The sequence below is a fragment of the Bacillus cytotoxicus NVH 391-98 genome (assembly GCF_000017425.1).
Classification (GTDB): Bacteria; Bacillota; Bacilli; order Bacillales; family Bacillaceae_G; genus Bacillus_A; species Bacillus_A cytotoxicus.
Map to the genome: position 1 here is coordinate 3,064,361 of NC_009674.1, position 21,897 is coordinate 3,086,257.

The 21,897-nt window shown below is 36.8% G+C and carries 23 protein-coding genes and 1 pseudogene; all 24 read right to left on the reverse strand.

The annotated features are described in order from the left end of the window. Positions 1-74 precede the first annotated feature (74 nt). Entirely contained in the window at positions 75-1,196 is a 1,122-nt protein-coding gene (locus BCER98_RS15215; protein WP_012095480.1) for a Nif3-like dinuclear metal center hexameric protein, read from the reverse strand. After that, a complete protein-coding gene (locus BCER98_RS15220) occupies positions 1,193-1,900 on the reverse strand; it encodes a tRNA (adenine(22)-N(1))-methyltransferase (RefSeq protein ID WP_012095481.1) in 708 nt (235 codons plus the stop codon). Before BCER98_RS15220 ends, BCER98_RS15215 begins: the two co-directional genes overlap by 4 nt. 168 nt (positions 1,901-2,068) lie before the next feature. Beyond that, positions 2,069-2,425, reverse strand: coding sequence for a cytochrome c550 (cccA, locus tag BCER98_RS15225; protein WP_012095482.1), 357 nt, complete (start codon positions 2,423-2,425; stop codon positions 2,069-2,071). Positions 2,426-2,809: 384 nt separating this feature from the next. Next, complete coding sequence (rpoD, locus tag BCER98_RS15230) at positions 2,810-3,931, reverse strand: RNA polymerase sigma factor RpoD (protein ID WP_012095483.1); 1,122 nt, start codon at positions 3,929-3,931, stop codon at positions 2,810-2,812. A gap of 59 nt (positions 3,932-3,990) precedes the next feature. Next, a complete protein-coding gene (gene dnaG / locus BCER98_RS15235; RefSeq protein ID WP_012095484.1) occupies positions 3,991-5,787 on the reverse strand; it encodes a DNA primase in 1,797 nt (598 codons plus the stop codon). Positions 5,788-5,825: 38 nt separating this feature from the next. Beyond that, positions 5,826-6,284, reverse strand: coding sequence for a YaiI/YqxD family protein (locus BCER98_RS15240; protein ID WP_012095485.1), 459 nt, complete (start codon positions 6,282-6,284; stop codon positions 5,826-5,828). Positions 6,285-6,588: 304 nt separating this feature from the next. Continuing rightward, positions 6,589-7,401: a pyruvate, water dikinase regulatory protein gene (locus tag BCER98_RS15245; RefSeq protein WP_012095486.1), complete on the reverse strand. Its 813-nt coding sequence runs from the start codon at positions 7,399-7,401 to the stop codon at positions 6,589-6,591. A gap of 29 nt (positions 7,402-7,430) precedes the next feature. Then, entirely contained in the window at positions 7,431-8,063 is a 633-nt protein-coding gene (locus BCER98_RS15250; protein WP_087095438.1) for a helix-turn-helix transcriptional regulator, read from the reverse strand. A 106-nt stretch (positions 8,064-8,169) separates the two neighbouring features. After that, entirely contained in the window at positions 8,170-8,916 is a 747-nt protein-coding gene (recO, locus tag BCER98_RS15255; RefSeq protein ID WP_012095488.1) for a DNA repair protein RecO, read from the reverse strand. A 33-nt stretch (positions 8,917-8,949) separates the two neighbouring features. Continuing rightward, the gene (locus BCER98_RS21335; protein ID WP_012095489.1) at positions 8,950-9,093 is read right to left on the reverse strand and encodes a YqzL family protein; all 144 of its coding nucleotides are present in this window, start codon (positions 9,091-9,093) and stop codon (positions 8,950-8,952) included. A 110-nt stretch (positions 9,094-9,203) separates the two neighbouring features. Next, positions 9,204-10,109, reverse strand: a complete 906-nt coding sequence (gene era / locus BCER98_RS15260) for a GTPase Era (protein WP_012095490.1) — start codon at positions 10,107-10,109, stop codon at positions 9,204-9,206. After that, positions 10,102-10,286, reverse strand: a pseudogene (locus BCER98_RS23745) (cytidine deaminase); the annotation flags it as partial. The pseudogene BCER98_RS23745 and the gene era, both read right to left, overlap by 8 nt. A 229-nt stretch (positions 10,287-10,515) precedes the next feature. Then, a complete protein-coding gene (locus BCER98_RS15265) occupies positions 10,516-10,869 on the reverse strand; it encodes a diacylglycerol kinase family protein (protein ID WP_012095491.1) in 354 nt (117 codons plus the stop codon). Beyond that, complete coding sequence (gene ybeY / locus BCER98_RS15270) at positions 10,866-11,336, reverse strand: rRNA maturation RNase YbeY (RefSeq protein WP_012095492.1); 471 nt, start codon at positions 11,334-11,336, stop codon at positions 10,866-10,868. Before ybeY ends, BCER98_RS15265 begins: the two co-directional genes overlap by 4 nt. Next, on the reverse strand, positions 11,333-13,477 hold the full coding sequence (locus BCER98_RS15275) for an HD family phosphohydrolase (RefSeq protein WP_012095493.1): 2,145 nt from the start codon (positions 13,475-13,477) through the stop codon (positions 11,333-11,335). The genes ybeY and BCER98_RS15275 overlap by 4 nt, the downstream gene beginning before the upstream one ends. A 289-nt stretch (positions 13,478-13,766) precedes the next feature. Continuing rightward, positions 13,767-14,726, reverse strand: coding sequence for a PhoH family protein (locus tag BCER98_RS15280; RefSeq protein ID WP_012095494.1), 960 nt, complete (start codon positions 14,724-14,726; stop codon positions 13,767-13,769). A gap of 2 nt (positions 14,727-14,728) precedes the next feature. After that, positions 14,729-15,928, reverse strand: coding sequence for a sporulation protein YqfD (gene yqfD, locus BCER98_RS15285; RefSeq protein ID WP_012095495.1), 1,200 nt, complete (start codon positions 15,926-15,928; stop codon positions 14,729-14,731). A 182-nt stretch (positions 15,929-16,110) separates the two neighbouring features. Beyond that, on the reverse strand, positions 16,111-16,404 hold the full coding sequence (yqfC, locus tag BCER98_RS15290; RefSeq protein WP_012095496.1) for a sporulation protein YqfC: 294 nt from the start codon (positions 16,402-16,404) through the stop codon (positions 16,111-16,113). Positions 16,405-16,511: 107 nt separating this feature from the next. After that, positions 16,512-16,955, reverse strand: coding sequence for a GatB/YqeY domain-containing protein (locus tag BCER98_RS15295; protein WP_012095497.1), 444 nt, complete (start codon positions 16,953-16,955; stop codon positions 16,512-16,514). A gap of 15 nt (positions 16,956-16,970) precedes the next feature. Continuing rightward, complete coding sequence (gene rpsU / locus BCER98_RS15300) at positions 16,971-17,144, reverse strand: 30S ribosomal protein S21 (RefSeq protein WP_012095498.1); 174 nt, start codon at positions 17,142-17,144, stop codon at positions 16,971-16,973. A 348-nt stretch (positions 17,145-17,492) separates the two neighbouring features. Next, positions 17,493-18,845, reverse strand: coding sequence for a tRNA (N(6)-L-threonylcarbamoyladenosine(37)-C(2))-methylthiotransferase MtaB (mtaB, locus tag BCER98_RS15305; RefSeq protein ID WP_012095499.1), 1,353 nt, complete (start codon positions 18,843-18,845; stop codon positions 17,493-17,495). A gap of 5 nt (positions 18,846-18,850) precedes the next feature. Next, positions 18,851-19,600: a 16S rRNA (uracil(1498)-N(3))-methyltransferase gene (locus BCER98_RS15310; RefSeq protein WP_012095500.1), complete on the reverse strand. Its 750-nt coding sequence runs from the start codon at positions 19,598-19,600 to the stop codon at positions 18,851-18,853. A 144-nt stretch (positions 19,601-19,744) separates the two neighbouring features. Then, positions 19,745-20,683 carry a 50S ribosomal protein L11 methyltransferase gene (gene prmA, locus BCER98_RS15315; protein ID WP_012095501.1) on the reverse strand — a complete coding sequence of 313 codons (939 nt, stop codon included), beginning with the start codon at positions 20,681-20,683 and terminating at the stop codon, positions 19,745-19,747. A gap of 28 nt (positions 20,684-20,711) precedes the next feature. Further along, positions 20,712-21,812 carry a molecular chaperone DnaJ gene (gene dnaJ, locus BCER98_RS15320; RefSeq protein ID WP_012095502.1) on the reverse strand — a complete coding sequence of 367 codons (1,101 nt, stop codon included), beginning with the start codon at positions 21,810-21,812 and terminating at the stop codon, positions 20,712-20,714. Between the last annotated feature and the right edge of the window lie 85 nt (positions 21,813-21,897).

The window sequence follows — 21,897 nt, forward strand, 5'->3', positions numbered from 1 at the left end:
TTAAGGCAGCCCGATTGGTGAGGGCTCATAATCAGTGGGGGATGAAGAAAATCCCCACTGATTAAAGTTTCACTTTATACAAATGTAAATGGATCTGTATGTAGCTGAGATGCATGAATTTGTACAGCGAATTGTTTCGCCTCTACTTTTTGCTGTAGTTGTTTTTGAACACCTTGTTTCATTACCTTCTCTACATTATGTCCTGGGTCAACAACATTTAGCCCTAACATCATAGCATCGTGAGCAACATGATAATACAGATCACCAGTAACATAAACATCTGCGCCTTTAAATTTTGCCTGATTGATAAATTTATTCCCGTCACCACCAAGAACAGCTACTTTACGCACTTTATCATCAAGCCTTCCGACAACTCGTGCCCCTTGTATATCTAACGAACGCTTTACATGCTCAGCAAACTCCCCGAGGGTCATTTCTTTTTGTAAATATCCAATTTTACCAAGCCCTAGCGCTTCTCCTTTGTTATCTAGCGGATATATATCATAAGCAACTTCTTCATACGGATGTGCTGTTAACATCGCTTTAACAACCTTTCGTTCTAACGAAGCCGGGATAATCGTTTCAACTCTTATCTCTTCAACACGCTCTAACTGCCCAGTTCCGCCAATGTAAGGGTTTGTTCCCTCTTGAGGGATAAATGTACCTATACCTTGGCTACCAAACGTACAATGGCTGTAGTTACCGATATAACCCGCACCTGCGTCTCCTAATGCTTTTCGAATAGCATCTACATGTGTTACAGGAACAAATACAACTACTTTTTTCATTTCTTCTGTATATGTTGGAACGAGCACTTCAGTGTTTTGTAGTTCAAGCGCCTCAGCAAGTAAATCATTTACTCCACCTTTTGCAACATCAACATTTGTATGTGCTGCATACACAGCGATATCATGTTTGATACATTTTTCAATAATTTTCCCATACACCTTATCCGTATGAATTGCTTTTAAAGGATGAAAAATAAGAGGATGGTGTGTAATAATGATATTTGCTCCAATTTGAATCGCTTCTTCTACAACCTCTTCTGTTACATCTAGTGCAATTAAGACATGCTCCACTGGTTTATTAAGAGCTCCAATTTGCAGACCAATCTTATCCCCTTCCATCGCTAGATGCTTCGGATACATGCTTTCAAATAAAGAAATTACTTCATGCCCATTTAGAATTTTGCTCATGATAATACATCTCCTACCATTTTCATTTTCTCCATTACTTCATTTCGTTTCGCTTTTGTATCTTCCGATTCTGTCGCACGTTCTAATTGCTTTAAGATATTTTGAAAATTTTTCAATTCACATTCCCATTTTTCAATGAAAACATCACTTTTTTCTTTCATTAAAAATGGTCCGATCAATAATTCAGCTTGCTTACGGTCTGAGTAAGGCGCTAACGGATTTCCTCTTTCCCCCACTAAAATTTCATAAATCTTACCATCCTCTTTTACAATCTTTTCACGAATCAGTTCCCAATCATTTTCAATAAACCATTCACGAATATGATGTGCTGCAATATTCGGTTGTAATATGAGACGCGTTACCCCATTTAATTTTTCTTTTCCGCTTTCTAAAATATCACGAATTAACGCTCCACCCATACCAGCAATTGTAATGACATCCACTTCTCCTGGTGAAATAACAGCTAATCCATTTCCTTTGCGAACATCAATCTTTCCCTGCAAGCCATTCTCAGCTACCGTTGCCTGCGCAGAACGAAACGGTCCATCTACTACTTCCCCTGCCACTGCTTTTGTCGCAATATGATTTACAATTGCATAGCACGGTAAATAAGCATGATCTGATCCGATATCCGCTACCGTAGACCCTGCTGGAATCTCTCGCACTACCTCTTCTAATCTTTTTGAAAGTTTGACTTCATTCATGTATTTCCATTGCTCCTTCTCTTGTCAATCTGTTTCTATGATAATGAATGAACAAGTATTATTGCAAGTAAGCAACAATCATTCAATCCCTTTATCTTTCTTTAATCGTATTTTAGAAAGAAAAGAAAAACAAGCCCCTTACTTTAAAAGTAAGGGGCTTGTTTTTCTTTATTTTTTCTTCGATAACCAATCTGCTACTTTGGAAGCTTGATCTGCTGGAATTAAATTAGGCGGCATATTTCCTTTTCCTTTTACAATCACTTCTTTAATTTCATCTTTAGAAAGTTTCCCGCCAATTTTTTGCAGTTCAGGTCCTACTGCACCTTGTAACTGATCCCCATGGCAGCTCGTACAGTTTTGTTTTACAATGTCTTCAGGCTTTGATGCTGTTTGGGTTTGCTTTCCTCCATTTTTAGCATCCGCTAGCTCTTTAGACTTATGTAACCCTTGAAATGAAAATACGAACATCACGATAATACCTAGTGCTGCAATAAGAGCGAATGGAATCAACGGATTACGTTTCATCTATTTTCTCCCCCCTCTATACCCCCTAATAATTAGATGATTCAGTTATTTCTATTGTACTTGAAAACGCTCTATCAGAAAAGGCGAAATTATCAGTTGTTGAAAATATTCCATAAATTCAGTTTATTAATCTTCTTATTTCTATCCTATATTTTTTTGATAAATATCTATGTTTCTCATCATATTTTTTGTTTTTCTACATATATTTTTGTATAAAATACACAAAATTAATCGAAAAATCGAAAAATGAGCATTTGCAAATCAAAAGACAATTCTGTAAAATATATTACAAGTATTGTAATCGGTACTTACAGCTAAATTTTAACAAAACTTAACAAAATAAAAAAGTTTACTTCACAAAGGTGAAGTAAACTTATATAAGAACTACTCTAAGAAATCTTTTAACCGTTTGCTACGGCTTGGATGTCTTAATTTACGAAGTGCTTTTGCTTCAATTTGACGAATACGCTCTCTTGTTACGCCGAATACTTTTCCGACTTCTTCAAGCGTACGAGTTCGTCCATCATCCAAACCAAAACGAAGACGAAGAACATTTTCTTCACGATCTGTTAGCGTATCTAACACATCTTCTAATTGTTCTTTCAGCAATTCATATGCTGCATGATCCGCAGGTGATGTTGCTTCTTGGTCTTCGATAAAATCGCCTAAGTGTGAGTCATCCTCTTCACCAATCGGTGTTTCAAGAGAAACTGGCTCCTGAGCAATCTTTAAGATTTCGCGTACTTTTTCTGGAGCAAGATCCATTTCTTCACCAATCTCTTCCGGAGTTGGTTCACGACCTAAATCTTGTAATAATTGACGTTGTACACGAATTAATTTATTGATTGTTTCAACCATATGAACCGGAATACGAATGGTTCTTGCTTGGTCTGCAATCGCACGTGTAATCGCTTGACGAATCCACCATGTTGCATACGTACTAAATTTAAATCCTTTGCGGTAGTCGAACTTTTCAACCGCTTTAATTAGACCCATATTCCCTTCTTGAATAAGGTCTAAGAAAAGCATACCGCGGCCAACGTATCTTTTTGCAATACTTACAACAAGACGTAAGTTTGCTTCTGCAAGACGGCGTTTTGCTTCTTCATCGCCTTCTTCAATACGAGTCGCCAATTGAATTTCTTCTTCAGCAGATAATAAATCAACACGACCAATTTCTTTTAAATACATGCGAACAGGGTCATTGATTTTCACACCTGGTGGTACACTTAAATCGTTTAGATCGAATTCTTCTTCCGTTTTTGTGATTTGATGATTATTTGGGCCTTCATCATTATCACCAACTAAATCAATCCCTTGTTCACCTAAATATTCATAATATTCATCCATTTGTTCGGATTCAATTTCAAATCCGTTCATGCGTTCTGCAATCTCTTCGTATGTAAGAACGCCACGTTTTTTTCCGAGCTCAGTGAGTTGTTCTTTCACTTGCTCAAGGGTCATTTCAGTTTCAATTTGTTTAGAACGAGCTGGTTTATCAGCCATTTGTTCCCCTCCTTACGCGAGATACAAACATTCATTATACTAAAATTTTATGCAAAAAGCTATCTTCTTGCTTTTTGATTTTGCAAATACGCTGCGTAAAATTTAGCAGCTTCTAGCGGATCAGCTTTTTCCATTTGCTTTACTGTAAAGATGGTTTCCATCTTTTTCAACTTTTCCTTATGGCGCTTTAACGCTTCCAAGTGTCCTTCCAGTATTTCATCTGTATATTCTGGATTGATAAACTCATCTGTCGAAATATTGGTAACGATATTTTTCAACTTTTCATCAGATAGCCAGTTTAAAAAATTTCCGACTGAAGGTTCATTTCCCTTTTCATAATATGCATATAGTTCATATAAAATCCCTTTATGTTCTTCCGTATGAAAATCTTCTATATGAGGCTCTATACGCACTGCTACTTCGGCACTTTGCAACATATGGTAAATCAGTTCCCTCTCTGCCCTTTCGAAGCCGGATCGTTTCGGCTTCGTTTGAACAATTTGAGATGGCTTCGAAATTTGCTTCGCTTGTTTTTGCTGTATCTTTTGTTCTTTGCGATATTGGTGCAATTGACTTAAAAGTGTTTCCATGGAATATGCAAATTCTTGTGATAACGATTTTAAATAGGACTCTGCCTGCATCGCATCTTGCAATAATGATAATTCTTTTAAAACACTTTTCACATATTCTTCTTTACCAGACTCATCTTGCAAATTTTTTCCTAAACGCAAATAATTTATTTTAAATCCAACAAAACTTATACTTGATTTAACGAGATTTTCAAAAGCCTTTGTTCCATATTGTTGCACATATTCATCAGGATCTAATTTCTCTGGCAATACAGTAACTTTAACTTGACAACCAACTTGAGTTAAGAGTTGCCCCGCTTTCATTGTCGCTTCTTGTCCAGCCTTATCACCATCATAGCAAAGAACAACAGTTTCAACATTACGTCGCAGAAGTTTCGCCTGTTCTTCCGTTAAAGCTGTTCCCATTGTTGCAACAGCTTCTTCAACCCCGCTTTTTACAGCAGCTAGAACATCAGCATAACCTTCAAAAAGGACGACCTGCCCACGCTTTCTAATAAACGGCCTTGCCTGATGGAAATTGTACAGCAACTTGCTCTTATGAAAGATAGGTGTTTCTGGGCTATTTAAATATTTAGGAGTATCATCCCCAAGCGCCCTTCCACTAAATGCTGCCACTTTTCCTTGTAGTGTATGAATCGGAAACATTACTCTACCACGGAATCGGTCGTAATGACTACCATCCTTTTCACTTCTTACAAGGAGGCCCGCTTGCTCCATGGTCATTAGCGAAAAACCTCTTTTTTGTAATATTTTCGCCGCTGCATCCCAATCCGGTGATGCATAACCAATTTCAAACTTCTCAATCATTTCCTTCGTAATACCACGATTTAATAAATAAGAAAGAGCTTCATTCCCCTCTTCTGTATTTACCAACAAATGATGATAATACTTTTTTAAGAGTTCGTGAGCCTGTAACATAATGACATTGTCATCAGATATATTGTCTTGCTGTTCTTTTCCTGATGTATAATCTGCGACTGCTATATGATTTCTTTCTCCAAGTTTCTGTACAGCTTCTGTGAAAGAAAGGCCTTCCATCTTCATGAGAAAGGAAAAAACATTTCCACCTTCCCCACATCCAAAGCAATGGAAAATTTGCTTATCTGATGAAACAGAAAAGGAGGGAGAATTCTCACCATGAAATGGACAAAGTCCAAAATAATTACGCCCTTGCTTTCTTAGCTGAACATACTCACCAATTACTTCTACAATATCAGATGATGTCCGAATCTGTTCAACAACTTCTTCGGGAATTCTGTTCCCCATAACTCCATCTCCGTGTCGTATTTTGTATTCGATACAAATTAAAGGATTCCTTTATAATTCGACAATATTTTTTCTAAACTTGTTAAAAAAGACTGTCGATCCTGCTTTGAAAATGACTTTGGCCCCTTTGTATAGGTCCCTTGTCTGCGTAATTTAGCAGACACATATCTACTATATAAAATTGTATCCATTTGCTCATCTGTCACAAATTTCCCTCGCGGAGATAAGACATATACTCCTTTTTTCACAAGAAGACCAGCAAGTCCCATATCTTGTGTGATCACGAGATCTGTAGCTTTCGCATGCTTATAAATATAAAAATCAACTTCATCTTGCTCAGAATCTACATAGATCCAATTTCCTTGCTGTTTTCTTGAACGATGGGCATAGGATGCGACAAACAAAATTTCGACATGAAATTTCGTTCCGATTTGTACAATTTCATCCTTTACGGGACATGCATCTGCATCAACTAGAATCTTACTGATGTTTTGCATATTTCTGTATTCTACATCCCTTCAGTGAATCCTTCTACAAAGTACGTTTTCTTGTTTAGATTTTTGTCGATTTTACGTAAATGTACATCTTTTTTCGTAAATCCTATCCCTAGTTTATTCTGAAAAATTAAAGTCTAAACGTAAAATATAGGTTTTTTATCACAATTTTTTATTATAATATATTTCTTTCTACTTCGCTACATATCCTTTGAAATTTCTCTAACCATTACATTTCTATAAATATTTCGCTCTGAACCAAATTGGTCTTTGAGCTAAAAAAACACATTCACCTTTGGTAAATGTGCTAAAACATTCTTTGGTTTTGCACCGCATTCACAATAATATTTGCCGTTTCTTCAATCGCTTTGTTAGACACATCAATCACTTGACAATTTATTTTATTGATCACTTTCTCAAAATGGTCAATTTCTTCTTTAATACGGTTAATATTCGCATATGTTGCCCCATCACTTAGTCCTAGTGATTTCAGGCGCTCTTTCCGAATATGATTTAATTTTTCTGGATTAATTTTCAAACCAAAGCACTTTTCCTTTGAAACTTGATACAATTCTTCAGGCGGGTCAACCTCAGGAACAAGTGGTACGTTCGCAACCTTTAATCGCTTATTATGAGCTAAATATTGTGAAAGTGGAGTCTTTGATGTACGAGAAACACCAATTAAAACAATATCAGCTTTCAAAATACCACGCGCATCTCGCCCATCATCATATTTAACCGCAAACTCAATTGCTTCAATCTTTTTAAAATATTCTTCATCCAGTTTTCTAACAATCCCTGGCTCATATCTTGGCACTTGCCTTGTAATTTCTGCAATTTGGTCAATAAGAGGCCCGATAATATCATATGCTTCTACGCCTTCTTTTGCCGCTTCTGTTAACAAATATTGACGCATATCAGGCTTCACGAGTGTAAAACAAATCAGCGCTCGATTACTCTTTGCGATTGATATCACTTCTTTTAATGTTCCTGTATCTTCTACATACGGTACACGTCTAATATCAGGAGCGAAAGGAAATTGTCCCATTGCCGCTCGAACAACTAAATCAGCAGTCTCTCCGACTGAGTCAGATACGACATATACGATTTTATTATCCATTACATTACCTCACTTTAAACAAATTACACTTATTCATTATTTACTAAATTCACAAACGCACGCGTAATATTCGTTTTTGTAATTCGTCCAACAACTTCTAATCCTTGCTTTGTTTCTTTTACAACGGGTATAGCATCAATCTGTCTTTCTATTAATTCCATTGCAACGTCATATAAAGAATCCTCTTTATGACACATCGCAATGTTCGGCATCCTTGTCATAATAATATTAACCGGAAGGGAAGTTAAATCCTGCTTTCCTAAACTTGCTCGCAATAAATCCTTACGGGAAACGACGCCAACTAAAAGCGTAGTTTGATCCACGACAAACAAAGTACCAACGTCCTCTAGAAACATTGTACAAATTGCATCGTATACGGAAACATTTTTATCAATGACAACCGGTCTAGATTGATAATCTTGTACTTTAATTTTTTTAACAGCTTCTGATAATAACTGACCACCAGTTTTTCCTGTATAAAAATAACCGACGCGCGGACGCGCTTCTAAATAACCCGCCATCGTTAAAATTGCCAAATCTGGTCTTAACGTTGCGCGCGTTAAATTTAACTGTGCAGCGATGGACTCTCCTGTAATAGGACCGTGATCTTTTACAATCTGAATGATATGTTCTTGCCGTTTATTCAGTTCTATGATAATCACCACCTTTAATACAAAACAAAAAAGTTATACTATCTCTTAAATATTATATACTAAATATGCTATTTGAAAAAGAAAGCATGTAAAAAGGACCTTCATATGGTCCTCATTATATTTGAAATTTATCAAGTTGTTCAAGAAAACGTCTTGATTTCAAATATATGCCACAATATTCATCATAATATGTATTCAATACGGTACGAATTTGTCGCTTCGTTTCATCTTTTACTGATACATTACCAAGCCGACCTAAGTCAAAGTGATAAAAGAGACGTAATAACTTATGAACCGCCTCACCAACTGGAATGCGATACGGATCTTGTTCTGCGTGACGAAAGCACAGAAAACCGCCTTCTCTTACAGAGAAGGCGACAAAGTCTGTTTCTTGGTGACAAATCGCACATGTATCAAAGTATGGATGCATCCCTAATACCGGAAGCATTTTCGTTTGATAAATAAGAGATAATACTTCAGGATCAACACCATCACACATATAGTGAAGTGTCTGATATAACATTTCAAATAAATACGGATTGTTCTTTTTATCTTCCGTGGCTTTATCTGTCAATTCCACGATAAACGATGCATAAGCAGTTAAAAAAATATCTTCTCGAATTTCTTTCATCGATGAAATCATTTCACCTTGTTGCAAAGTTCCGAGACCAGATCCCATTTGAATTAGGAAATGACCATGCGTCATGAGTTGCGAAATAGATGCTAACCTACTTTTTGGTTTTTTCGCTCCTCTTGCCATTACACTTATTTTTCCAAATTCACGAGAAAATATAGTAACAATCTTGTTCGTTTCTCCGTAATCTGTTGTTCGGATAACAATGCCCTCAACTTTTTGAAACATGTTCGTCACCATCCAAGGATTGAACAAAACGGGTCAAGAAATTGGAGAATCTAGATGTGCTAGCTCCTCTTCATGTTGATCCATCTCATCATTTAGATCTTTTTCCATTTCTTTTAAAAGTAAGTACGTTTCAATACTTCCTGTTTTGGAGAAAACCTTCCAGGTAAAATCCAGCATAAGAATCCACCTTTCTAAGTAAGCATAGCATGTAAACCAATTTCTTTTGTTGTTATTAAAATGACCCATTTTGTCCATTTTCATGTGAGAAAAAATTTTCCTAATTTCTATTAATATTCATCTTCACGGAAACCTAAATCACGAAGTTGGGACATTTTATTACGCCAATCTTTTTGTACTTTTACCCATACTTCTAAAAACACTTTAGAACCAAGAAGGGCTTCAATATCAAAACGAGCTCGCTTCCCAATTTCTTTCAACATTTTTCCTTGCTTTCCAATAATAATTCCTTTTTGAGAAGGACGTTCCACGATGATTGTTGCATTTACATAAACCGCTCCACCTTCACGCTTTTGAATCGCATCAATCGCAACTGCTACTGAATGAGGTACTTCCTCACGTGTTAAATGAAGCACTTTCTCACGGATTAATTCAGCAATAATAAATCGTTCCGGATGATCTGTTACTTGATTTTCTGGATAGTACTGTGGCCCTTCTGGTAAGTATTTTTTAATCGCCCCAATTAACGCTTCCACATTATTACCTTCCAAAGCAGAAATCGGCACAATTTCTGCAAACTCGTACAAGTTACGATATTGATCAATCAATTCTAATAATTTTTCTGGATGAACTTGATCGATTTTATTAATTACTAAAAATACTGGTTGCCTCGTTTCCTTCAATTTTTCAATAATGTATTCTTCACCACGACCAAAGCCTTCCGCCGCATTGACCATAAAGAGTACAATATCAACTTCTTTCAATGTCGTTTGCGCCATTTTCACCATAAAATCGCCTAATTTATGTTTTGGCTTATGTATTCCAGGCGTATCGATAAAAATCACTTGCGCATCATTTTCTGTATATACACCTTGTACTTTATTACGAGTTGTTTGTGGCTTATCACTCATAATAGCAATTTTTTGACCGATAATTCGATTTAAAAATGTAGATTTTCCAACATTTGGTCTCCCTATAATAGAGACAAAACCTGACTTATAACCTTTGTTATTCATGTAAATCCTCCGCTAAAAATGCTACTGGCAACAACTTTCTAACTGTCGTCTTCCCAGTGTCACCATGTAAATTTGATAAATATATTTTATGTTCTGTTTACATAATTCTATCATAACTTGACGGCACACTCCACAAAGAGGTACGAAACGTTTCCTATCCACTACAACGACTATAGCTAAAAGCGCCGTATCTCCACACTTTACATTCCGCGTAATAACATAACTACAGGATGCATTTTCCCATCACATCTATGGTATACTTTTTCCACCCTTATCTGTAACGCTATCCCTACTTGGACTTTGAATAGGATCCATATTCCTTATCCCTTTTATGGCCACCTGAATAAATCATCAACTGATGAAAAACTCAATACCACTCAAGTACAAGAAAATCTTTGGAATGCAACTATACCACATAAGGTAAAAAGATAATAGCACCAATTATGACCGCTATAATAGTAAATAATAAAACGGCACCAGCTGCAACATCTTTTGCAATTTTTGCAAGGGGTTTAAAATCCTCTGTTACTAAATCAACCGTTTTTTCAATCGCTGTATTTACCATCTCCAAACTCATTACAGCCCCTATTACAACAAGTAATATGAGCCATTCTACTCTTGTTACATGGAAATAAAGGCCGCAGCATATAACAATAACTGCGGCCAAACAATGAATTTTCATATTTCGTTCATGACGAAGACAAAAACATATACCAGCTATAGCATACGTAAAACTCTTTATAAGTTTTCCTTTTTTCATCTTCTTAATCCAAATGCCCCTAAAATTTCTTTTTGCTTTCCAAACATCTCTTTTTCATCTTCTTCAGTCATATGATCATAACCAAGCAAGTGTAAAAATCCATGTAACGCTAAAAATCCTAATTCACGGTCAAAAGAATGGCCATATTCTTCAGCCTGTTCTTTTGTTCTCGGAATAGAAATAATAAGATCTCCTAGCATACGAGGCATATCAGCACCTATGATTTCGACCTCACCCTCTCCCATATCTTCAAGAGCAAAAGAAATCACGTCCGTAGGCTGATCTTTTCCGCGATAATCACGATTTATTTCTCGAATCCGTTCATTATCAACGAAAGTAACAGACAGTTCCGTCCCATCTTCCACTCCTTCCATTTGTGCAGCCTTTTCTAACAGCTCACGAATCATATTCACATATTCTTCTTTCACTTCTTCTGTTTCATCAAAAAAATCAATTACTAAACTCATTCTTTCACCTTTTCTTCCAGTGGTTCCGGATATTTAATACGAGAATGGAAAATCCCATTCAATGTTTCACATAAAGTTTTTCCTACTATCTGTAGTTCTTTAAAAGTAAGTTCACAGTCGCTAAATTGTCCATCTTGTAGGCGATCTTTAATAATATTTTTCACTAAATTATTAATCTGCTCCGGCGTTGGATGGTTCATGGAACGCACCGCCGCCTCTACACTATCTGCAATTCCAACAATCGCAGATTCTTTCGATGTCGCCTTTGAACCCGGATAACGGAACATATCTTCTGTATATTTATCTTTATCTTCTTTAATAGCCTTATAATAAAAATACTTTAATAGCGTAGTCCCATGGTGCTGCGCTGCAATATCAATAATTTCTTGCGGAATACGATGTTCTTCTAACATCTTTACCCCATCGGTAACATGGGCAATAATAATATCCCTGCTCGTTTCTGGATCTAATTTATCGTGCGGATTCTCAATCCCCATTTGATTCTCAATAAAGAAATGAGGCTGTACTGTTTTTCCAATATCATGATAATATGCGCCAACACGTGCTAACACACCATTCGCTCCTATGGCCTCACATGCCGCTTCTGAAAGGTTCGCAACCATCACACTATGATGATATGTTCCTGGCGCTTCTAACAAAATTTTGCGAAGAAGCGGATGATTAGGGCTTGAAAGTTCTACAAGCTTCATACTTGATACAATTCCAAGACCGCTTTCTAAATATGGTAAAATCCCCATAGCTAAAATGGAGGAAATAATCCCGGAAGCTGCTGCCATCAATAATTGTGAGCCAATTTCAAACGATGAGAAATTCCCATTCCGCAATAGCAATAAAGCCGCTAACACAATAACATTTAAAATAGACACAAGAATACCTGCTTGCAAAATCATAGAACGACGATTTTTCTCTCTCAAAAAGACACTTACAGATAACGAGCTTAATAAGAAATAAACCCCAACATTATAATTTAACGTGCTCGTTACACCTTCATTAAATAAAATACTTCCACATATAGAGAAAATCATACTCGTTAGAAAGACAAAGCGATCGCCAATCATCAATTTTACTAATATTGATCCCATCGCAACCGGAACAACAAAGGCAATCCCGGCATACTCCAACTTTTGGAACAAACTAATTACTTTCATCAACACAACTGTAATTGCGATGATTGTTGTATATGCCAACATATATGGTTTTTCTTCTCTTTTCAACTTTAAAAACACTTCAAATTGCTTATGCATAAAGAATAAGAGTACACCGATCACAATTGCTAATCCTACAAATGGCTGAAAGGTATTACTTTGTTCGAGAAGCCCAACTAATTTTAGTTGTTCATATATATCTCTAGTAATTGTGTCACCCTCTTTTACAAGCACTTGACCTTGTAATATGTAGACAGGTGCGACCTCATCTTCCGCCTTTTTTTTACGCTCTTTTGTAGCATTCGAATCATAAAAGTAATTCGCTTCTATTGCATACTTTCCAAGCGCATTTAAAGCTTCTTTTAAATCGCTATTAACATTAATATTTTTGATTTCTTCCACAAAGCGATTTCTCGCTGCATCTTCTTCATTCATTTTAATATGTGAACTCATTATATTATTAACAGCTGTTATAACCGGATATTTCGCTGCTTCTAATTGGTCTGGATCAGCATTAATAAATTGTAACAACACTGCATCAGATAAACTTTTCGTTAAATCTATAGGTAACTTCTTCTTCAGTTTCTCCAGCCTGTCTGCGGGCGTAACCTTTTTTTGTTCATCAGGGCCTACCGCTTTTGTTTCCGCATCTACTTCTTTAATTGCATCAAACACCGAGTTCACAATATCAATTTTATTTTGCTTGTACTCACTTTTATACGTATATTGATCATCGACTTTTTGAGCGGCCTCTCTTTTCTTCTTATCTGTTGTTATCTTATCTTCGATGTTGATAGGAGAATGGATTGTTTGATTAGAAATAGAGAGCATTTTAACATCTAGTTGTTCTGGTTTCACATTGTTGATTAGTGCAAAAAACAACACGGCTCCTAATAAAATATAAGAAACCCAGCTTAGCTTTTTCGAATGTTGTATATTTCGAAACCACTTAGAAATTTCTCGAGACTTTGACATGATTTCAATACCTTCTCCTCTCCAGACATACAGTAAAACGAATTTCAGTGGAGCGTTCCTTCTTTCAGCTAAAAGTTAACTCACATAAATAAACTACACACTTTAAGGTGTTCCTCCTTGAATTTCACTACGCACTTATCCTGTATTTATATTTACTACCCTTTCATGATATTAAAAAATACGCAATTCGCCAACCTTTCCATTCCCCATTCATTATTAAGTCATATTCATTTGGTCTTTACAAGCAGCTCTTACAATGAATAAAAAGAAATGATCCCGGCCAATAGGATCATTCCATTTTATCATACGCCTCAATAATTCGTTGTACAAGTGGATGTCTTACAACATCTGTTTGTTCTAGTCTAACAAAGGAAAGTCCCGATACATTAGATAATACTTTTTCTGCAATCGAAAGTCCTGACTTAACCCCTTTTGGTAAGTCAATTTGAGTAGGATCACCTGTAACAACCATTTTCGAACTGAAGCCTAGGCGAGTTAAAAACATTTTGATTTGAGCACCAGTTGTATTTTGTGCCTCATCTAAAATAACAAAGGAATCATCGAGCGTTCTTCCTCTCATATATGCAAGAGGTGCAATCTCAATTGTACCTCTTTCCATCATACGCTGCGTATATTCTTGTCCAAGAATATCATGGAGCGCATCATATAAAGGACGTAAATAAGGGTCTACTTTTTCTTTTAAGTCCCCTGGTAAAAACCCTAAACTTTCTCCAGCTTCTACTGCTGGTCTTGTTAAAATAATCTTTTTCACATAACCGTGTTTTAACGCTCGCACGGCCATTACCACAGCCAAATACGTTTTCCCTGTACCAGCTGGTCCGATTCCAAAAACGATATCATTCTTTTTCATCGCATGAATATACTGCCTTTGCCCCATCGTTTTTACACGTATAGACTTACCTTTTGCTGTTTTAAAAATTTCCTCTTCATATAACTCTTCAAAATGAGCAATTTTTCCTTGGCGACCAAGTTGAATTGCATATAGAACATCCCGTTCAGTAATTGATACACCTTTACGAATAACAGTTAGTAATTGCTGTAAAATATTTTCAACAAGCGCCACTGCTTCATCTGTTCCAGATACACGAACAGATTCTCCTCTAGTTACAATCGATACAGAAAGCTCTTGTTCAATTACTTTCAAATTCGCATCATTCACTCCAAACAGAGCGATTGCTTCATTGTGATTTTCTACTTGTTGATTCATCTCTACTAATTGTTCTGTCATACTCAGTCTCCTTGAATATCGGATTCAGATATAGGTTGTGGCTCTGCGATATTTTCAATCACTGTATAATGTAATGCTACTTTTAGTTGTTCGCCTTCAACCTTTTTATGCAAAATCTTATCACTTACAATCATAGCATGTTCATCCAATTTTTTCTTTAATTCTTTTTCTGCCATTTCTTTCGCAACTTTAAGCGCTTCCCTTTCCGTATATTCACGGTTAGCCTCTTCCTCTTCGCGCACAATTTCTTTTTCATAAGAAATCGGTAATGTAAAACCGAGTAATTTCACATCATGTTTTATATTTTCATTTTGGGACTTTCTATACTTATCATGCTGAAATCCCCATATTTTTATTTTAGCACTTCCTAATCGAAGAAAATGCTCATTATATGAATTTCCTGTATATACTTGAAAAGTGGTTTTCAGCGGAACTGTTACATTAGATTCATACCATGTTTCTCCATAAACAATCCCTTTTGCGGAAACAATTGTGGGATTTTCTTCATTCCCAAATATGCCCGAAACAAGCAACTGTCCTTTTTTTACATAATCATTTTTCATTACAACTGGCTTCCCCACCTCTACAAAGGTTCTCGTAATAATCGCTCCCTTTTTCGCTACCAAGTTTTGCGGTTGTCGCTCCTTCTCCTTTTTCGGCTCATTTTTTTCAACTATTTTAAAATGATATGTTGTTCCTTGCACATCAAGACCAGCCCATGTAATCGCATTAATTTTATCCGTCAAGTGCCGCTGAATTTCTTCCACACTTGGCATTTGGAATTGCAATCTTCCTTTCTTGATACCCATTTTGTCCAATTCTTTCATAAGTATATATTCTGTTTCTGGTTTAGCTCCCGTAACTTCAATTTTCCATACCATATTTGATAAGGCGATCATACCGAAAAAAAAGACAAGAAATCCAATTAAAAACCCACTATTTTTAATCAGTCGCTTATTCCAAAACGGAGCGCCATAGCGCCCTATAAAATATAGTTTGCATTCATGTTTACGATAAATTTCCCTTATTTTTTTTATATCTCGCAACAGCATACAAAAGACTAATGTTTCATCAGCAATTTTCTTTACATCCCAAACAACTAAATTCCTGCGTACACACTCATTAACAAACCGCTCAACTCCTCTTCCTTCAATGCGTACTTTGACATACCCAAGCCATTTCGTAAACCATTGATTTTTCATTGTCTGCCCCCCACTATCTTTCTCAAAAGCAGAGCTTCTCTCTACTTTTTATGGCTCGTACAACATACAGTGAAATATGAATCAGTGAGCGTATCTAATCTCACTGATTACAAATTTCCCCTCTGTTTTACTTCTCTAAAACGTTACATAAAGAAGAGAACTTTCATGATAGGACTTTCTCTTTATTTTTCTTTCTTTTCATTTTCTAAAAATGTTACTTGTTCAATTACACCTTCAAGTAGAAGTTCTTCTGGGAGGATTGTTTTGATGACAAACGACTGTCCTTTAATTAATAATTGACCGTTTTTTAATAACAGCCTTACTTCTTTATCAGAAAAAACTAATAATCCTCGGTGATTTTCTATATAAATATGCACTTGCCCAACAAGAGTAATACGAGGCAGATCCATTAGTACATCCACTGGTAGGTCTATTTGCTTTGTGAGCCAATTTTTCATTTGTTCCAGCTTCTTCATCTCCAAGACCCCCCTCTCATCCCATATGTATGAAAAAAGGGCTTGTAATATCACGTCCAAACAAAAAAAAGCATAAAAAAACGTCTCATTTCTCATGAGACGTTTTTTTATGCTAATAGCTGTGCAACCAGCTTATTCACTTGCGATCCGTCTGCTTTCCCTTTTACTTTTGGCATAACAGCACTCATCACTTTACCCATATCCGCTTTCGATGTTGCACCAACTTCTGAGATAACTTGCTTAATTACATCAGCTAGTTCTTCTTCTGTTAGCTGTTTCGGCAAATATGTGCTTAAAATCTGAATTTCACTTTGCAGTTTATCAACAAGGTCATCTCGACCTGCTTTTTTAAATTCAAGGAGGGAGTCCTTACGCTGTTTTACTTCACGAGTTAAAACTGTTAATTCCTCTTCTTCAGTAAGAGTCTGTTGCAGCTTAATACCTTCATTTTGCAAAGCAGCCTTAACCATACGAATGACGGTTAATTGTTCTTTTTGTTTATTCTTCATCGCTTGTTTCATATCACCGTTTAAACGATCGAGAAGACTCATAACTTACACCCTCTCTTAGAATTTACGCTTTCTTGCCGCTTCAGATTTCTTCTTACGTTTTACACTTGGTTTTTCATAAAACTCGCGTTTTCTTGCTTCAGCAAGTGTACCAGTTTTAGAAACCGATCTTTTAAAACGGCGAAGTGCATCCTCCAAAGACTCGTTTTTACGAACGATTGTTTTTGACATTATCTTTCCCTCCCTCCGAAACATCACACTTACATACTAACTTCAGCATGCAAAAAGAAACACTTCTTCAGCATGTCTTTTACGATTATAATACATTTTGTCACTTTAGGTCAACTATTTAGCGGAATAAAAGAAAAGCAGATCATTTTTTGACCAAAAACTCCATTCAGTCGTTTCTTATTTTCCAATCACTTGATCCCAGCGCACCTTAAAGTAACGAAAACAAAATTATGAACTTTTGTATGTTATTCTCATACATTCCATTATGTTTTCAATCCTTATCATAGCAAGTTTGAAAACATAACCATAAAAAAAGCATGCAAACCTTTTTGTTTGCATGCTTTTTCATTATGCGCTTGCAGATTCTTTTTTCATATCATCTTCGAGAACGCGAACAAATTGCCCTTCATTATATGGATAACCAGCTTTTGTAATTTTCACTTTTACTAGTTTCCCAATTAATTCTTCTGACCCTTCAAATACAACCTTTAAGTAATTATCTGTATATCCTACATATAACCCTTCACGGTCACCTTCTTTGAATGGTTCTTCCGGAATAATTTCCAGAACTTCTCCTTCAAACTGAGAAGCATATTCTTTCGCTAATTGATTTGATAATTCAATTAAACGATGAACACGCTCATTTTTCACTTCTTCAGGAATTTGATCTTCCATGCGTGCCGCAGGTGTTCCAGTACGCTTAGAATATGGGAAAACGTGCAGTTCAGAGAAACGGTTTTCTTTAATAAAGTTATATGTTTCCATGAACTCTTCTTCTGTTTCACCCGGGAAACCAACGATTACATCCGATGTAATCGCAAGGCCTGGCAACGCCTCTTTTAAGCGATTTAAACGCTCTTGGAAAAATTCCATTGTATATTTACGACGCATACGTTTTAATACAGTGTTAGAGCCAGATTGAAGTGGAATGTGTAAATGGCGTACAACTACTTTAGATTTATCTAATACTTCAATAACCTCATCAGAAATTTGACTCGCTTCAATAGAAGAAATACGAAGACGCTTCAATCCCTTTACCTCTGCTTCCATGTCACGAAGTAATCCTGCTAAGTTATAGTCTTTCATGTCTTCACCGTATCCACCTGTATGAATACCAGTTAGAACAATTTCTTTATATCCTGCATCCACTAATTGTTGCGCTTGCTTAATGACTTCTTTTCCATCACGAGAACGCATTAAACCGCGTGCCCAAGGAATAATACAGAACGTACAAAAGTTATTGCAACCTTCCTGGATTTTTAAAGATGCGCGTGTACGATCAGTAAAGTATGGTACATCCAATTCTTCATATACACGTGTTTTCATAATGTTACGTACAGCATTAATTGGTTGCCGCTCTTGACGATACTGTTCAATATAATCTAGCATTTTTTCGCGATCTTGAGTACCAACAACGATATCTACACCTGGGATTGCCATAATTTCTGCAGGAGAAGTTTGTGCATAACAACCCGTTACACAAATAACAGCATCCGGATTATGTCTTACTGCACGACGAATCACTTGACGGCTTTTTTTATCACCTGTATTTGTTACAGTACATGTATTAACAACATATACATCTGCTGTTTTTTCAAAATCTACTCTTTCATAACCACTTTGTTTAAACAATTGCCAAATCGCTTCTGTTTCGTAGTGGTTTACTTTACAACCTAACGTATGGAACGCAACAGTTGCCATTGATATCACCCCATCAATTCAAAATGATAAGAAGCGGCGCTTAACGCATAGAGCGGTGCCGTTTCTGTTCTTAAAATTCTTGGTCCTAAACTACATGGTACAAATTTATATTCACGAAGTGCGGATACTTCTTCCTCACTTAAACCACCTTCTGGACCAAATACAATGAGCAGTTTTTGGCCAGGTTCAATGGTTGTAAGAGCTTTTGCAAAATTTGCTTTTTCACCTTGCTTCGCCTCTTCTTCATAGGCAACAAGACAAACATCATACTCTTTACTCATTTCAAGCAATTGTTTAAATGATACTGGAGCATATACATGCGGAATTTCTGTCCGGTGTGATTGCTCCGCAGCTTCCTTCACAATCTTTTTTAAACGTTCTACTTTTTTATCCGTTTTTTTCGCATCCCATTTCACGATTGAACGCGATGCTTGAAATGGCAAAAATGCAGCTGCCCCAAGCTCAGTTCCTTTTTGAAAAATTAACTCAAGCTTGTCTCCTTTCGGCAGTCCACTAGCAATCGTTACGAGTATGGGTAACTCGCTCGTTGTCTCTATCCATTCTACAATAGTGCTATCGACAAATTCATTGGTAATTTCAGCAATTGTACACGCTGCCGTTTTCCCATTTACACAACAATAGATGTGGTCTCCAGCTGACATACGCATCACTCTGGCAATATGATGTACATCATCGCCAACGATACGAATCGTTGTACCATTTACATTCTTCTCTTCTACAAAATAACGTTGCATCTCATCACCTTAGTAAAGTTTCGTTCCTTTCGTAAGCCCATACTTACGAAAAGAACGAAACATTCTCATTTTAATAGAACAAACGGCAAGTCCCTCACCTTTATAGCGAGAGACTTTTCCGTTCATATATTTATAAAATATATATTACGCATTTTGTGCAATGATTGCTACCCAATCTTCCATTCTTAACACTTCTTTAATTGTAAATCCAGCTTTCTCTAGCGCTTCGGAAATTGTTTTTTCCTTAGCTGCAATAATGCCAGACGTAATAAATAATCCGCCTTGTTTTACAACCCTTGCTGCGTCTTCAGGGAACATAAGGATAATTTCCGCAAGTAAATTTGCTACAATTAAATCGACCGGTCCTTCAATACCTTCTAACAAGCTATTTTGCCCTACCGATACAACATCATCTGTTTTATTTAATCGGACATTCATCTCCGCGCTTTCCACTGCTACTGGATCTAAATCATAAGCTTGAACAGAAGCTGCCCCTAGTTTAGCCGCCGCAATACTTAATACTCCTGAACCAGTCCCAACGTCAATGACTGTATCCCCAGGCTTTACTGTTTTCTCTAACGCACGAATACACATCGTTGTCGTTGGATGCGTTCCTGTCCCAAAGGCCATACCAGGATCTAACTCAATAATCTTTTCATCTGGAGAAGAAGGTGTATACTCTTCCCACGTTGGCACAATTGTAAATGTATCAGAAATTTGAACTGGATGATAATATTTTTTCCAAGCAGTAGCCCAATCTTCCTCATCAACTTCATTAATTGTAATGTTCCCTGTACCAATTTCAATGTCGTAAGACGGAAGTACATCAATAGATGATTTTAAACTTGCAATTGTTTCTTGTAAAGAATCCGTTTGCGGGAAATACGCTTTTATTACTACTCCATCCGCTGGATACTCAGCTGGGTTGAGTGCATAAATTTCACCATACTGCTGCTCACGTTCTTTTGTAAGCTCTGCCGGGTCTTCAATCGCTACACCGCTAGCACCTGCTTCGTGTAAAATATGAGAAACAGCTTCTACTGCTTCTTCTGTTGTATGAATACTAATTTCTGACCATTTCACAATTTACCAACTCCATTTTTCGTTTCCATTATTCTCCTTTGAAAGCTCGTTTAAGCTTCCCAAACAAGCTGTCGTCTTTGTCTTCTTGCCCTGCAAATTCACGCAATAATTCTTTTTGATGCGCTGTTAAATTTGTCGGTACCACGACGCGAACGACTACATATTGGTCTCCTTGACCATAACCACGTACATTTGGAGCACCTTTTCCTTTTAAGCGGAATTCTGTACCTGTTTGTGTTCCTGCTGGAATTTTCAGCTTCACTTTCCCATGAACAGTTGGCACTTCCACTTCAGCACCAAGTGCTGCTTGCGCAAACGTTAATGGCATTTCACAAATAATATGATCTCCATCACGCTCAAAGAATTCGTGCTCTCTTACATGAACAACTACGTACAAGTCTCCCGCTGGCCCTCCGTTTACGCCAGCTTCCCCTTTACCGGCAACACGAATTTGTTGACCATTATCAATACCTGCTGGAATTTTAACGTTAATTTTTTTACGTTTACGTACTTTTCCAGTTCCGTGACATGTTGTACATTTTTCTTTAATCATTTGGCCTGTTCCTGAACAATGTCTACATGTTTGACGATTTACAATACGACCAAATGGTGTGTTTTGTTCTACACTGATTTGACCTGTTCCTGAACAATATTTACATGTTTCTTTTGTAGTTCCTGGTTTAGCCCCACTACCGTGACATGTATCACAAGGGTCTTCTACTGGAATCTCCACATTTAATTCTTTACCAAAAATCGCCTCTTCAAACTCTAGCGTCACTTGATATTGCAAGTCTGCACCTTGACGCGGTGCATTTGGATCACGACGTCTGCTACCTCCGCCAAAGAATGAGCTAAAGATATCTTCAAATCCAAAACCACCACCAAAGTCTCCGCCGCCGAAACCTTGACTTGAACCAGCGTGACCAAACTGATCATACTGCGCACGTTTTTGCTCATCACTTAGCACTTCGTATGCTTCTTGAACTTCTTTAAATTTTTCTACTGCATTTTCTTCTTTACTTACGTCTGGATGATATTTTTTAGCCAAACGACGATACGCTTTTTTAATTTCATCTTTTGAAGCACTTTTACTTACGCCAAGCACCTCATAATAATCTCGTTTACTCATAAAATCGTAACCCCCGAATCGTTCACATAAACGTAATTTTAACATTGAAAGAAAGTGCTTTGCAACAAACTTCCCTCTCTTACAA